General features: G+C 65.2%; 12 protein-coding genes. 10 read left to right on the top strand and 2 right to left on the bottom strand.

Going from position 1 to position 14,296, the window contains the following annotated elements; all coding sequences use genetic code 11:
* Window positions 1-170: 170 nt before the first annotated feature.
* Complete coding sequence (locus G7007_RS03600) at window positions 171-731, bottom strand: response regulator transcription factor (protein WP_181099067.1); 561 nt, start codon at window positions 729-731, stop codon at window positions 171-173.
* On the bottom strand, window positions 731-1,987 hold the full coding sequence (locus G7007_RS03595; RefSeq protein WP_181099066.1) for an ATP-binding protein: 1,257 nt from the start codon (window positions 1,985-1,987) through the stop codon (window positions 731-733). Before G7007_RS03595 ends, G7007_RS03600 begins: the two co-directional genes overlap by 1 nt.
* Before the next feature lie 196 nt (window positions 1,988-2,183).
* Between G7007_RS03595 and G7007_RS03590 the strand changes: the two genes are divergently transcribed.
* The 10 genes from G7007_RS03590 to G7007_RS21980 form a co-directional block, all read left to right on the top strand.
* A complete protein-coding gene (locus G7007_RS03590) occupies window positions 2,184-2,897 on the top strand; it encodes an SIMPL domain-containing protein (RefSeq protein WP_181099065.1) in 714 nt (237 codons plus the stop codon).
* Between the two features lie 313 nt (window positions 2,898-3,210).
* The gene (locus tag G7007_RS03585; protein ID WP_181099064.1) at window positions 3,211-4,836 is read left to right on the top strand and encodes an ABC transporter substrate-binding protein; all 1,626 of its coding nucleotides are present in this window, start codon (window positions 3,211-3,213) and stop codon (window positions 4,834-4,836) included.
* A gap of 191 nt (window positions 4,837-5,027) precedes the next feature.
* A complete protein-coding gene (locus tag G7007_RS03580; RefSeq protein WP_181099063.1) occupies window positions 5,028-6,620 on the top strand; it encodes an ABC transporter substrate-binding protein in 1,593 nt (530 codons plus the stop codon).
* Between the two features lie 143 nt (window positions 6,621-6,763).
* Entirely contained in the window at window positions 6,764-8,137 is a 1,374-nt protein-coding gene (locus tag G7007_RS03575; RefSeq protein ID WP_181099062.1) for an OprD family porin, read from the top strand.
* 64 nt (window positions 8,138-8,201) lie between these two features.
* The gene (locus G7007_RS03570) at window positions 8,202-9,797 is read left to right on the top strand and encodes an ABC transporter substrate-binding protein (protein WP_181099061.1); all 1,596 of its coding nucleotides are present in this window, start codon (window positions 8,202-8,204) and stop codon (window positions 9,795-9,797) included.
* Window positions 9,798-9,866: 69 nt separating this feature from the next.
* A complete protein-coding gene (locus tag G7007_RS03565) occupies window positions 9,867-10,877 on the top strand; it encodes an ABC transporter permease subunit (RefSeq protein ID WP_181099060.1) in 1,011 nt (336 codons plus the stop codon).
* A gap of 24 nt (window positions 10,878-10,901) precedes the next feature.
* On the top strand, window positions 10,902-11,822 hold the full coding sequence (locus G7007_RS03560; RefSeq protein ID WP_375139474.1) for an ABC transporter permease subunit: 921 nt from the start codon (window positions 10,902-10,904) through the stop codon (window positions 11,820-11,822).
* 10 nt (window positions 11,823-11,832) lie between these two features.
* Window positions 11,833-12,801, top strand: coding sequence for an ABC transporter ATP-binding protein (locus G7007_RS03555; protein WP_181099058.1), 969 nt, complete (start codon window positions 11,833-11,835; stop codon window positions 12,799-12,801).
* Window positions 12,801-13,769, top strand: coding sequence for a peptide ABC transporter ATP-binding protein (locus tag G7007_RS03550; RefSeq protein ID WP_181099057.1), 969 nt, complete (start codon window positions 12,801-12,803; stop codon window positions 13,767-13,769). Before G7007_RS03555 ends, G7007_RS03550 begins: the two co-directional genes overlap by 1 nt.
* 444 nt (window positions 13,770-14,213) lie before the next feature.
* Window positions 14,214-14,296: helix-turn-helix domain-containing protein (locus G7007_RS21980; protein ID WP_143510986.1), on the top strand; the 83-nt coding region annotated here is incomplete at its 3' end.

The raw sequence follows: 14,296 nt of genomic DNA, 5'->3' as shown, positions 1-14,296 counted from the left end.
CGACCTATCATACGTCAGCCGCAGGGGCTTGCGCCCGTTGCGACCGGACTAAAAGGAAGATTCCTGCGTCAGTTCGGCCTTTTGGCCGACAGGGCGCGGTGGCTTGCCCTCCCCCGGGACGGCCGTGGGCATGGCGCAGCCGCCCGCCTGTCGCCTTGGGCCGCCAGGCCTCAGCGCCGTACCGGCCGCTTCTGCAGCTTGCGCTGCAGGGTGCGACGGTGCATGCCCAGGGCGCGTGCCGTGGCCGAGATATTGCCTTCGTGCTCGTTCAGCACGCGCTGGATGTGCTCCCATTGCAGGCGGTCGACCGACATGGGGTTTTCCGGTACCAGCGAGTCCAGATCGGCGTGGGTGGACAGCAGCGCCGCCAGCACATCGTCGGCATCGGCCGGTTTGCACAGGTAGTTGCAGGCGCCGCGCTTGATCGCCTCGACCGCCGTGGCGATGCTCGAGTAGCCGGTCAGGATCACCACGCGCATCTCCGGGTCCAGCTCCAGCAGCTTGGGCAGCAGCACCAGGCCCGAGTCGCCGTCCATCTTCAGGTCGAGCGTGGCGTACTCGGGCAGGTCCTTTCTGGCCAGCGCCAGGCCTTCCTCGGCCGAGCCGGCGGTACTGACGCGAAAGCCTCGGCGGCTCATGGCACGGGCCATGACGCGGGTGAAGGTGGCATCGTCATCCACCAGCAGCAGGTGCGGCAGCTCTTCGACTTCCACCTGGTTTTCTTCGCTCATCAACGTTCTCCTCGGGTGCCGTACGGCAGACGCAATTCGGTCAGGGTGCCACCCTGCTCATGACTATAGAGTTTCACCGAGCCGCCCGCACGCGTCACGCTGGCCTTGCTCAGGAACAGGCCCAGGCCGAAGCCTTTGCCCTTGGTGGTGATGAAGGGCTTGCCGATGGCTTCGGCGATCGCCGGCGGCACGCCAGGGCCGTGGTCACGGAGGGTGATGACGATGTCGTGCGCATCCCAGTCCAGGCTCACCTCCAGGTTGTCCGGACACGCGTCGGCGGCGTTGTTGAGCAGGTTCAGCAAGGCCTGGGTCAGGTCAGGCGGCGGCGTCAGGCGCGGCGCCTCGCCTTCGCGCAGGCGGTGGAAACGGTAGCTGGTCTCCGGGCGCATCAGGTGCCAGCGGTCGAGCGACGCGCGCAGCCAGTCGGTCACCGGTTGCTCATCCACGGCCATGCGGCGGTTGGCCTCGGCGGCGCGTACCAGGTGCTGCAGGGTCTCCTTGCACAGCTTGACCTGGTCCTGCAAGACGCCGAGGTCCTCGAGCAGCTGCGGGTCGGAATGGTCCTGGCGCATCTCGTTGAGCAGCACGCTCATGGTCGCCAGGGGCGTGCCCAGTTCGTGGGCCGCACCGGCGGCCTGGGTGGCCACGGCCAGCAGCTGCTCATCGCGCAGGCTGTCCTCGCGGCGTTCGCTGCGCAGCTGTTCCTGGCGGCGCAGCTCTTCGGCCATGCGCGCGGCGAACAGCGTGATCACCGCAGCGGCCAGGGCGATGCTCAGCCACATCCCGTAGACCTGCATGGTGTCGCGGGCCAACGGCAGGTGCTCGAGCGGATAGAACTGCACCAGCAGCAGGCTGTAGGCCACCAGCGCGATGCCGGAGAGCACCAGCGAATAGATCCACGGCAAGGTCACCGCAGCGATGGCCAGCGGCACCAGGTAGTAGGACACGAATGGGTTGGTCGAACCGCCCGAGTAGTACAGCAGCACGCTGTGGATCAGCAGGTCGCAGGCCAGCTGCAGGGCGTACTCCAGCTCGGTGACCGGCAACGACAGGCGCAGGCGCAAGGCGGTGAAGGCGCACAGCATCGACGACAGCGCCAAGGTGATGCTCAGCGACAACCACGGCAGCGGCATCAGCTCGGTCCAGTAGGCCACGGCCACGGAACCTGCCTGGGCGGCCAGCACCAGGATGCGAATGAGGGTCAGACGCCAGAGGTTCTGGCGATTGGCGGACAACGGGTGTGCAGCGGCGAGCATGAGCTCTCCTGATGAGTGCTCCAGAAAAATCGGCTGGAGTATACCGAAGCGGCGCAGACCACGGCGGCGATGCGGCAAAGCGCCACACTTTGTCACAGTGTCGGCCAGGGTCTCGCTGAACCGAGTACACGAGGGCCGGTCTTATCGGCCATGCGTGCAACGATACCCTGTTCACGCCCCATTCGAGGAGTTTCACATGCACCTGCCCCGTCGCGGCACCGCCTTGATCCTGTCGTGTGGCTTGCTAGCCAGCCTGCCCGCCCTGGCCGAGGACGCGCCTCGCTACAACCAGATTTCCCTGCGCGCCGAGGTCAGCAAGGACGTGCCACGCGACCTGATGGTCGTCACCTTGTACAGCGAAGCCCAAGATAAAGACCCTGGCAAGCTGGCCAAGGGCATCACCGAGACCCTGAACAAGGCCCTGCAGCAAGCCCGCCAGGTCAAGGACGTGAAGGTCAGCCAGGGCAGCCGCAACAGTTACCCGGTCTACGACGACAAGGGCCAGACGATCACCGGCTGGCGCGAGCGTGCCGAACTGCGCCTGGAAAGCGCCGACTTCCCGGCCCTGTCCAAGCTGACCGGCGAGCTGCTGCAGGACCTGAAGATGGGCGGCATGGACTTCTCCATCGCCCCGGCCACCCGCAAGGGCAACGAAGACCAGCTGCTCAAGGACGCGGTCGCAGCCTTCAAGGCCCGCGCGCAGATGGCCACCGAAGCCCTGGGCGGCACCGGCTACCAGATCGTCACCATGAACCTGAACAGCACGGGGTATCCACAACCCTATCTGCGCAGCGCACCGATGGCCATGAAGGCCATGGCGGCCGATTCGACCGCTACCCCCGACGTGGAGGCTGGCACCAGCGAAGTGAACATGACGGCCGAAGGAACCATCGAAGTACAGGTGCCCTGACTCTCGAGGGCGGAAAGCGTGTGCCCAACCTATAAGGGCGTCATTTCTGCTGAAAAATAGGAGATTTCTCTATCCATATGGGAAATCTCCTATTGCTTTATTTATTTCGAAAAAACTTTAAAACGCTGCGTTCTGCGGCAAAAAGGTTATCAAAAGACGACAAATTTCATGAATGCGACATTCACTTGCATTCAAGTTCCCAACTGTCCCTTTCTGCGCGTTCCGCTGGTTGCGTTCTCGATGACCCTTGTCCAAGTATGGAAAACCCGGTGCTTGAACCGGTCCTCCCGACTATGACAAGAACGAGGCCTTCATGCTCAGACACACCGTCATCCCGCTTCTGGTCGGTGCCAGCCTGCTCGCTGGCGCTTCCTCGGCACAGGCCGCCGCCAACCTGGTGTTCTGCTCCGAGGGCAGTCCTGCCGGGTTCGATCCTGGGCAATACACCACCGGGACCGACTTCGATGCCTCGGCCGAGCCCCTGTTCAACCGCCTGACCCAGTTCGAGCGTGGCGGCACCGCCGTGATTCCGGGCCTGGCGACCCGCTGGGAGGTGTCGGACGATGGCCTGGTGTACACCTTTCACCTGCGCGAAGGCGTGAAGTTCCACACCACCGACTACTTCACCCCGACCCGGGACTTCGACGCCGACGACGTGCTGTTCACCTTCAACCGCATGCTCGACAAGCAGCACCCGTTCCGCAAGGCCTACCCCACCGAGTTCCCCTACTTCACCGACATGGGCATGGACAAGAACATCGCCAAGCTCGAGAAGCTCGATGCGCACACGGTCCGCTTCACCCTGGCCCAGGTCGACGCCGCCTTCATCCAGAACCTGGCCATGAGCTTCGCCTCGATCCAGTCCGCCGAATACGCGCAACGCCTGCTCGACGAAGGCCGACCGGCCGACATCAACCAGAAGCCGATCGGCACCGGCCCGTTCGTGTTCAGCCGTTACCAGAAGGACTCGACCATCCGCTACAAGGGCAACACGCAGTACTGGAGGCCCGAGGACGTGAAGCTGGACAACCTGATCTTCGCCATCACCACCGATGCCTCGGTGCGCATGCAGAAGCTGAAGAAGAACGAGTGCCAGGTCACCTTGTTTCCGCGGCCTGCCGACATCGAGCCGCTCAAGGGCGACAAGAGTCTGCAGATGCCGCACCAGGCAGGCTTCAACCTGGGCTACATCGCCTACAACGTGATGGACAAGGTCAAAGGCAGCAACGAACCAAACCCCCTGGCCAAGCTGGAAGTGCGCCAGGCGCTGGACATGGCCGTGGACAAGCAGAAGATCATCGAGTCGGTCTACCAGGGTGCCGGCCAGTTGGCGGTCAACGCCATGCCACCGACCCAGTGGTCTTATGACGACAGTATCAAGGGGACGCCGTACGACCCCGAGAAAGCCAAGACCTTGCTCAAGGAGGCCGGCGTCAAGGAAGGGACCGAAATCACCCTGTGGGCCATGCCGGTGCAGCGCCCGTACAACCCCAACGCCAGACTGATGGCCGAAATGCTTCAGTCCGATTGGGCCAAGATCGGGATCAAGGCCAAGATCGTCAGCTACGAATGGGGTGAGTACATCAAGCGCTCCAAGGGCGGAGAACAAGGCGCCATGCTGATCGGCTGGAGCGGCGACAACGGTGACCCGGACAACTGGCTGGGCACCCTGTACGGCTGCGATGCGATCGACGGCAACAACTTCTCGAAGTGGTGCTACAAGCCCTACGACGACCTGATCAAGCAGGCCAAGGCCACTTCCGACCAGGCCAAGCGTACCGAGCTGTACCAGCAGGCCCAGCACATCCTCAAGGAACAGGTGCCGATCACCCCGATCGCCCACTCCACGGTGTATCAGCCGATGAGTGCCAAGGTCGAGGGCTTCAAGATCAGCCCCTTCAGCCTCAACTCGTTCTACGGGGTCGGCCTGCGCAAGTGACGCCTGGCGGGGCCTGACCGCACCTGGCAGGCCCCGTCAAGGCGACGTCCCAACACGGCTTGGGAAATTTCCCCGGCAGAAAAGGCAACGGACTCTACCTCCGCCCTCCTGACGTCCCTAACGTCAGGAGCGACGCCCTGCTGCCGTCTGTCGGCCAGCCCCTGCCTCCCAACGACAAGGATGATCCCATCATGCACCTTCGCCTCTTCGCCGGATGCCTGCTCGGCCTGGCCCTGCTGGCCCAGGCCTCGACCAGCCAGGCCCGCACCCTGGTGTTCTGCTCCGAAGGCAGCCCGGCCGGTTTCGATATGGCGCAGTACACGGCGGCCACCGACAGCGATGCGGCCCAACCGATCTACAACCGCCTGGTGGAGTTCGAGCGCGGCGGCACCGCCGTCGAGCCCGCCCTGGCCCGGCGCTGGGACGTCTCGCCCGACGGCCTGCGCTACACCTTCCACCTGCGTGACGACGTGCACTGGCACACGACGCCGTATTTCACGCCCAGCCGACCATTCGACGCCGACGATGTGCTGTTCACCTTCGAGCGCATGCGTGACAAGCAGCACCCCTTCCGCCAGGCCTACCCCACCGAGTTTCCGTACTTCGTCAGCATGGGCCTGGACCGCAACATCGTCGGCGTCGAGAAAACCGACCCACACACGGTGGTCTTCACCTTGGCTCAGGTCGACGCCGCCTTCCTGCAGAACCTGGCCATGAACTTCGCCTCGATCCTGTCGGCCGAATACGCCGACCAGTTGCTGCGCACGGGCCGCCCCAGCGACCTCAATCACAAGCCGATCGGCACCGGCCCGTTCGTGTTCCAGCGTTATCAGAAAGACGCGCAGATCCGCTACCAGGCCAACCCTCATTACTGGAAGGCCGGGCAAGGCAATGTCGACAAGCTGGTGTTCTCGATCAATGTCGACCCGGCGGTACGCCTGCAGAAGCTCAAGCGCAACGAATGCCAGGTCACCCTCAATCCGCGCCCTGCGGACCTGCCGTCGCTGGCACAGGCTTCCGGGGTCACGGTGATGAAAGCGCCAGGCTTCAACCTCGGTTTCCTGGCCTACAACACCCAGCGTGCGCCCTTCGACCAGGTGCAGGTGCGCCGCGCCCTGGACATGGCCGTGAACAAGCCAGCGATCATCGACGCGGTGTTCCAAAACGCCGGCCAGGTGGCGGTCAACGCCATGCCGCCGACCCAGTGGTCCTACGACGAGCGTATCCAGGACGCGCCCTACGCCCCAACCACGGCCAAGGCCCTGCTGGAACAGGCCGGGATCATGCCGGACCGTGAATTCACCCTGTGGGCCATGCCCGTGCAACGCCCCTACAACCCCAACGCCCGGTTGATGGCCGAAATGCTCCAGGCCGACTGGGCCAAGGTCGGGCTCAAGGTACGCATCGTCAGCTACGAATGGGGCGAGTACCTCAAACGCCTGAAAAACGGCGAGCACGACATCGCACTGGTCGGCTGGACGGGCGACAACGGCGACCCGGACAACTGGCTCGGCACCCTCTTCGGCTGCGCGGCCATTGGCAGCAACAACTATGCCCGCTGGTGCGATGCCGGGTACGACGCGCTGATCACCCAGGCGCGCAGCGCCACCGAGCGCCAGCAGCGTACACCGCTCTACCAGCAGGCCCAGCGCCTGCTCAAGCAGCACGTGCCGATCACGCCCATCGCGCACTCCACGGTCCATCAACCGCTCAGCACCCGGGTTCACGGGTTCAAGGTCAGCCCGTTCGGGCGCAACGATTTCTTCGGCGTCGACCTCGAGTAAGCCTTTTCTGCCACAGGGGGCCTGCAGCGTCCTCGCGGGGAAGGTGCGTCCTGGGGAGGACGCCGTCGGCGCCATGGCTTCACTGCGACACACCCGGCCTGTCCAGGCCGGACATAACGAGAACCACCAAGGAGCTTCGAACCATGAGACATTCTTTCTCCGCTGCGGCAGTGCTCTGCCTGGGGGCCTGCATCGGTCAGGTCCAGGCGGACGACACCGCATTCTTCACGCTCGACCTCAAGGCCGACAGCGCACAAGCGGGCGCCAGTGGCTTCTTCGACGACTCCCACCTGTCCGGCAGCACGCGCAACTGGTACGCCCGCGAGCATTCGTCGCGGGACGCGCTGTGGCGCTACACCCAGGACGACGGCAGCCGCCGGAACACGCACTCGCGCACCAATTGGGTCCAGGGCACGGTACTCGACTACAGCTCGGGCTTCACCAGGGGCACCGTGGGCGTGGCGGTCGAAGCGGCGCTGTACAATGCCGTGGCGCTGGAGCGTGGGCGCGCCAGGGTCGCCGGCCCCAACAACCGTACCCTGACCCATCGTAACGGCGAGGTGCTGGACCAGTGGAGCAAGGCCGGGCTGGCCAACGTGAAGCTGCGCGCCTCCAACACCACCCTGACCGCCGGCCGCCAGGCGATCGACACGCCGGTCCTGGCCACGCTGGGCAACCGGGCGCTGCCCTCGAGCTTCCAGGGCGTCAGCCTCAACAGCAGCGAATTCGAGCAGCTGTCGTTCGAGCTGGGGACCTTCGACCGCGTCTCGCCTCGCTCCGAGCAGAGCCTGAGCACGTTCCGCAGCGAGTACGCCGCCATCGGCGCCGAAAGCGATCGCGTCAGCCTGCTGGGCGTCAACTACCGCCCTTCCGCTTTCTTGAACACCAGCCTGTTCGCCGCCCGGGTCGACGACTTCTGGAACCAGTACTACGTCGATGCCAGCCATTCGCTGACCGATGGCGACGACTGGAGCCTGGTCACCACCCTGAAGTACTACAAGACGGTCGACCAGGGGCGTCGCCTGCTCGGCGCGATCGACAACGACACCTACAGCCTGGATTTCTCGCTGGCCTACCAGGCGCACACCTTCGGCCTGGCCTGGCAGCAGGTGCTGGGCGACGAGTACTTCGACTACCTGCACGAGAGCAACGGCATCTACCTGGCCAATTCGCTGTTCTCCGACTACAACGGACCGAACGAGAAATCGCTGCAGCTTTCCTATGTTCTGGACATGGCGCCGTACGGCGTGCCCGGGCTCAAGCTCAACGCCTATACCGCACGCGGCTGGGGCATCGACGGTACGCATTACAAGGGCACTGGCTATGACGTCAAGGGTCTGGACGGGGAGCACCACGCCGAGTGGAGCGTAGGCGCCACCTACGCCGTACAGTCCGGCGCGCTGAAGAACACCACGGTACGCGCGACCTACACGGCGCATCGCGCCAGCCGGGCCCAGGTCGATGGCAGCCTCGACGAGTTCCGCGTGGTGACCACGGTTCCTTTCGACATCCTGTGAGCATGGGCCGTCACGCCGCACGTGCCGCGTGACGGCCACGTCCATCGTCCCTTGGAGGTTTCTCATGAATGCATCCCTGCGCCGGATCGTCCTGGCGACCGCAGCCCTGGGCATGGCCGGCAGCCTGGCCGCCAAGCCGCTGGTGGTCTGCACCGAGGCCAGCCCGGAAGGCTTCGACATGGTCCAGTACACCACAGCGGTGACCGCCGATGCGGTGGCCCAAACCGTGTTCGATCGCCTGGTCGCCTTCGCCCCCGGCACCACCGACATCCAGCCTGCGCTGGCCGAACGCTGGGAGATCAGCCCGGACGGGCTGACCTACACCTTCCACCTGCGCCGGGGCGTCAAATTCCACCACACCGCCTACTTCACCCCGACGCGCGAGCTCACTGCCGACGACGTGCTGTGGAGCTTCAGGCGCCAGCTCGACCCCGCTCATCCGTGGCACGACAAGACCAGCGTCGGCTACCCGTACTTCGAAAGCATGGCGTTGCGCGAGCTGATCCGCTCGGTGGACAAGACCGACGCGCACACGGTGGTGTTCACCCTGACCCGGCCCGAGGCGCCCTTCCTGCGCGACCTGGCCATGGCCTTCGCCTCGATCTATTCGGCCGAGTACGCCGACCAGTTGCTGGCGAGCGGCAACACCCGGGCCCTGAACAGCCAGCCGGTCGGCACCGGCCCGTTCATCTTCCAGCGCTACCGCAAGGACGCCCAGATCCGCTATGCACCCAACCCGGACTACTTCCGCGGCAAGCCGCCGGCCGACGCACTGATCTTCGCCATCACTCCGGACAACAACGTGCGCCTGCAGAAGCTGCGCGCCAACGAGTGCCAGATCGCGCTCTACCCCAAGCCGGACGACGTCCCGGCGATCAAGGCCGACCCGGCGCTCAAGGTCGCCGAGACCGATGCGTTGGTGACCGGCTACATCGCCCTCAACACCCAGCACCGCTACCTGAGCGACGTGCGTGTGCGCCGCGCCCTCAACCTGGCGTTCGACCGCGAGCGCCATGTCGCGCAGCTGTTCGGCCAGGGCAACGCCCTCGTCGCGGTCAACCCCTACCCGCCCAGCATGCTGGGCTACAACGCCGACAACCATCACCCGCCCCGCGACCTGGCGGCGGCCCGTGCGCTGCTCAAGGAAGCCGGGGTGCCGGAAGGCACGACCCTGACCCTGTTCACCCGCAACGGCGGCGGCGCGACCAACCCCAACCCACGGCTGTCCGCCGAGATGCTCCAGGCCGACCTGGCCGACATCGGCCTGCACCTGGACATCCGTGTCATGGAGTGGGCCGAGATGCTGCGCCGGGCCAAGCGCGGCGAGGCGGACCTGGTGGCCACCGGCTGGGCCAGCGACAACGCCGACCCGGACAACTTCCTCACCCCGCTGCTCGGCTGCGAGGCGGCCGCGTCCGGCGAGAATTATGCACGTTGGTGCGACGCCCGCTTCCAGGCCCTGATCACCGAAGCGCGTCGCACGAGCAACGAACCGCAACGCGCGACACTCTATAGCCAGGCCCTGGCGGTGTACGATGAGCACCAGCCATGGCTCGCGGTGGCGCATCCCAAGCTGTTCGCCGCCATGCGCGCCAACGTGGAGGGCTACCAGGTCAACCCGCTGACCAGCAACAACTTCGCCACTACCCTGGTGAAGTAGAACAATCACGACCGTCGGCTCACGAAGCCGACGGCACCGCCTGATCGGCTGACGAGGTAACGTGCGACCATGTTGAGTTTTATTGCCCGACGCATCGGGCTGCTGATCCCGACGTTCTTCGGTATCACCCTGCTGACCTTCGCCCTCATTCGCCTGATCCCCGGTGACCCGGTGGAAGTGATGATGGGCGAGCGCCGGGTCGACCCGCAGATGCACGCCGAGGCCATGCAGCGCCTGGGCCTGGACAAGCCCCTGTCGGTCCAGTACCTGGACTACATCGGCAAGCTGGCCCAGGGCGACCTGGGTGAATCGCTGCGCACCCGCGAAAGCGTCTGGAGCGAGTTCACCACGCTGTTCCCCGCCACCCTGGAGCTGGCGCTCGCCGCCCTGCTGTTCGCCGCGGTGGTCGGCATCCTGGCCGGGGTGATCGCCGCGCTCAAGCGTGGTTCGCTGCTCGACCATGGGGTGATGGGCATCTCGCTGGCCGGTTACTCCATGCCGATCTTCTGGTGGGGCCTGATCCTGATCATGTTCTTCTCGGTGAGCCTGGGCTGGACCCCAGTGTCCGGGCGCATCGACCTGCTCTACGACATCGAGCCCAAGACCGGGCTGATGCTGATCGACACCTTGCTCAGCGACGAGGAAGGCGCGTTCAAGGACGCCCTGATGCACCTGATCCTGCCGGCGATCGTGCTGGGTACCATTCCCCTGGCGGTCATCGCGCGCATGACCCGCTCGTCCATGCTCGAGGTGCTGCGCGAGGACTACATCCGTACCGCCCGCGCCAAGGGCCTGTCGCCGGCGCGGGTGGTGTTCATCCATGGCCTGCGCAACGCGCTGATTCCGGTGCTGACCGTGCTCGGCCTGCAAGTCGGCGCCTTGCTCGCCGGGGCCGTGCTGACCGAGACGATCTTTTCCTGGCCAGGGATCGGCAAGTGGCTGATCGAGGCCATCGGCGCACGTGACTACCCCGTGGTCCAGAACGGCATTCTGCTCATCGCCTGCCTGGTGATCCTGGTCAACTTCGTGGTGGACATCCTCTACGGGCTGGTCAACCCCCGCATCCGTCATCAGCGCTGAGGCCCGATCATGGTGAATCCTGTCGTGAACGACGCAACATCGACTTCCCCGAACGGCAGCCTCGACCAGAGCCTGCTCTACCCGTCTCCGCTCAAGGAGTTCTGGCACGCCTTCTCGCGCAACAAGGGCGCGGTGATGGGCCTGGCCTTCCTCTGCCTGATCGTCTTCTGTGCGCTGTTCGCGCCCTGGGTCGCCCCTCACGACCCGAGCGAGCAGTACCGCGACGCGCTGCTCACGCCACCGGCGTGGCTCGAAGGTGGCAATCTCCAGTACCTGTTGGGCACCGACGAGCTGGGCCGCGACCTGCTCTCGCGGCTGATCCATGGCGCCCGGCTGTCGCTGCTGATCGGCCTGTCCTCGGTGGTGCTGTCGCTGATCCCGGGTATCTTCATGGGCTTGCTGGCCGGCTTCTTCCCGCGCCTGCTCGGCCCCTCGATCATGCGCATGATGGACGTGATGCTGGCCCTGCCGTCGCTGCTGCTGGCGGTCGCCGTGGTGGCCATTCTCGGCCCTGGCCTGATCAACACGGTGATCGCCATCGCCATCGTCTCGCTGCCGTCCTACGTGCGGCTGACCCGCGCGGCGGTGATGGGCGAGCTCAACCGCGACTATGTCACCGCCGCACGCCTGGCCGGCGCCAGCCTGCCGCGGCTGATGTTCGTGACCGTGCTGCCCAACTGCATGGCTCCGCTGATCGTCCAGGCCACGCTGAGCTTTTCCTCGGCGATCCTCGACGCGGCGGCCCTGGGCTTTCTCGGGCTCGGCGTGCAACCGCCGACCCCGGAATGGGGCACCATGCTAGCCTCGGCGCGCGACTACATCGAACGCGCCTGGTGGGTGGTGAGCCTGCCGGGCCTGACGATCCTGCTCAGCGTGCTGGCGATCAACCTGATGGGCGACGGGCTGCGTGACGCGCTCGACCCCAAACTCAAGAATGCCGCCTGAGGAACCCGCCATGTCACTTCTACAGATCAACAACCTGGCGGTGCGGTTCGGCGACGCCAACGCTACCCCCGTGGTCGACGGCCTCGACCTGAGCGTCTCGGCCGGTGAAATCCTGGCCATCGTCGGCGAATCCGGCTCCGGCAAGTCGGTGACCATGATGGCCCTGATGGGGCTGATCGACGCGCCCGGGCGCATCACCGCCGACACCCTGCGCTTCGATGGCGTGGACATGCTCGGCCTGAGCGCCAGGCAGCGACGCAAGATCATCGGCAAGGACATCGCCATGATCTTCCAGGACCCGATGACCGCGCTCAACCCCAGCTACACCGTGGGCTTCCAGATCGAGGAAGTGCTGCGCCAGCACCTGGGCCTCAAGGGCCGGGCGGCTCGGCAGCGGGCCCTGGAGCTGTTGCAGAAGGTCGAGATCCCCGCCGCCGAAAGCCGCCTCGATGCCTATCCCCATCAATTGTCGGGCGGCATGAGCCAGCGCGTGGCCATCGCCATGGCCATCGCCGGCGAACCCCGCCTGCTGATCGCCGACGAACCGACCACGGCGCTGGACGTGACCATCCAGGCGCAGATCATGGAACTGCTGGTGAACCTGCAGCAGGCCCAGGACATGGCGCTGATCCTCATCACCCATGACCTGGCCGTGGTCGCCGAGACGGCCAGGCGGGTGTGCGTGATGTACGCCGGGCAAGCGGTCGAAGTCGGGCAGGTGCCGGAGCTGTTCGACGTACCGGCTCACCCCTACACCGAAGCGCTGCTGGCGGCGATTCCCGAGCACAGCCTCGGTGCCGAACGCCTGGCCACCCTGCCCGGCATCGTGCCCGGACGCTACGACCGGCCCAGCGGCTGCCTGCTCTCGCCACGTTGCCCCTATGTGCGCGACAACTGCCGCCAGCAGCGACCGGCGCTCGACCCCAAGGCGCAGAGCCTGGCGCGCTGCTTCTACCCGCTCAACCAGGAGGTGGCGTGATGACCGTGGTCCTGACCGCGCGTGACCTGACGCGCCATTACGAAGTGTCCCGTGGCCTGTTCAAGGGTTCGGCGCACGTGCGCGCGCTCAACGGGGTGTCGTTCGAACTGGAAGCCGGCAAGACCCTGGCCGTGGTCGGCGAATCCGGCTGCGGCAAGTCGACCCTGGCCCGCGCCCTGACGCTGATCGAAGAACCCACGTCCGGCTCGCTGCAGATCGACGGCCTGGAGGTCAAGGGCGCCGACAAGGCCGAGCGCAAGCAGCTGCGCCGCGATGTGCAGATGGTGTTCCAGAGCCCTTACGCCTCGCTGAACCCACGGCAGAAGATCGGCGACCAGCTGGCCGAGCCCCTGCTGATCAACACCTCGCTGAGCAAGGCCGAGCGCCGTGAGCGCGTGCAGCGCATGATGGAGCAGGTCGGCCTGCGCCCCGAGCACTATCAGCGCTACCCGCACATGTTCTCCGGCGGCCAGCGCCAACGCATCGCCCTGGCCCGGGCGATGATGCTGCAGCCCAAGGTCCTGGTGGCCGACGAGCCGACCTCGGCGCTGGACGTGTCGATCCAGGCCCAGGTGCTCAACCTGTTCATGGATTTGCAGCGTGAGTACCACACGGCCTACGTATTCATCTCGCACAACCTGGCGGTGGTCCGCCATGTGGCCGATGACGTGCTGGTGATGTACCTGGGTGCCCCGGTCGAGATGGGCGAGAAGCAGCGGATCTACGACAAGTCCCTGCACCCGTACACCCAGGCGTTGCTGTCGGCCACCCCGTCGATCCATCCGGACCCGAGCAAGCCGAAGATCCGCATCGCCGGCGAGCTGCCCAACCCGCTGAACCCACCGTCGGGGTGCACCTTCCACAAACGCTGTCCCTACGCCACGCAACGCTGCATTGCCGAGGTGCCGGCGCTGCGCACGGTGGATCAGCGGCAGGTGGCTTGTCACTATGCCGAGCAGTTTCTGTAACTGTTAGAAGAACCGGGTGGCTTTCAATGCGAGGACGCAAGCGCTTGCTGCGCTGCCCGGTTACATTCTGCCAAGAGACACACGCATCATTTATCTAGCAGGCCGCCTCGCGCGGCGCTGCGCATACCCATTCCGGTACACATAGCGAGTATGCCCTCGCTCCCTGCTTGGACAGCGCACAGTCCAACGCCACTCAAATAGGCAATGCCTAGTTCGCCAATCGGCACTGGACGCCCTACGTCACAGACGGGGTATCCCCTCAAAAAATTAAAACTCGCCTAAAAATTTAGGTGCAGGCGCAAAAAGCGACCGCTCATGTGTGGAAGAAAAATCACACGCTGCGTTTTAAACAACCTGTTCATTTATTCCAACCTTCTTGTTTCGCTACCTTGTCAGACCTGGCGGTCTCAGTGACCAAGTGCAACACCCGAGGTAAGGTGCTGCATGACTACTCACTACACCCACTTGACCATCGAAGAGCGCGTAACGCTAATGATCATGCGTATGCAAGGCGCCTCGCTGCGAGC

It is taken from the genome of Pseudomonas entomophila (genome assembly GCF_013523125.1).
Taxonomy (GTDB): Bacteria; Pseudomonadota; Gammaproteobacteria; order Pseudomonadales; family Pseudomonadaceae; genus Aquipseudomonas; species Aquipseudomonas entomophila_B.
The sequence above is the reverse complement of the archived record's forward strand: the minus strand, read 5'-3'. Positions and strand labels throughout refer to the sequence as shown.

Excerpts from the sequence above, each read along its gene's own strand:
- G7007_RS03600 (WP_181099067.1), bottom strand. The coding sequence starts at position 731 with ATGAGCGAAGAAAACCAGGTGGAAGTCGAAGAGCTGCCGCACCTGCTG.
- G7007_RS03595 (WP_181099066.1), bottom strand. The coding sequence starts at position 1,987 with ATGCTCGCCGCTGCACACCCGTTGTCCGCCAATCGCCAGAACCTCTGG.
- G7007_RS03590 (WP_181099065.1), top strand. The coding sequence starts at position 2,184 with ATGCACCTGCCCCGTCGCGGCACCGCCTTGATCCTGTCGTGTGGCTTG.
- G7007_RS03585 (WP_181099064.1), top strand. The coding sequence starts at position 3,211 with ATGCTCAGACACACCGTCATCCCGCTTCTGGTCGGTGCCAGCCTGCTC.
- G7007_RS03580 (WP_181099063.1), top strand. The coding sequence starts at position 5,028 with ATGCACCTTCGCCTCTTCGCCGGATGCCTGCTCGGCCTGGCCCTGCTG.
- G7007_RS03575 (WP_181099062.1), top strand. The coding sequence starts at position 6,764 with ATGAGACATTCTTTCTCCGCTGCGGCAGTGCTCTGCCTGGGGGCCTGC.
- G7007_RS03570 (WP_181099061.1), top strand. The coding sequence starts at position 8,202 with ATGAATGCATCCCTGCGCCGGATCGTCCTGGCGACCGCAGCCCTGGGC.
- G7007_RS03565 (WP_181099060.1), top strand. The coding sequence starts at position 9,867 with ATGTTGAGTTTTATTGCCCGACGCATCGGGCTGCTGATCCCGACGTTC.
- G7007_RS03555 (WP_181099058.1), top strand. The coding sequence starts at position 11,833 with ATGTCACTTCTACAGATCAACAACCTGGCGGTGCGGTTCGGCGACGCC.
- G7007_RS03550 (WP_181099057.1), top strand. The coding sequence starts at position 12,801 with ATGACCGTGGTCCTGACCGCGCGTGACCTGACGCGCCATTACGAAGTG.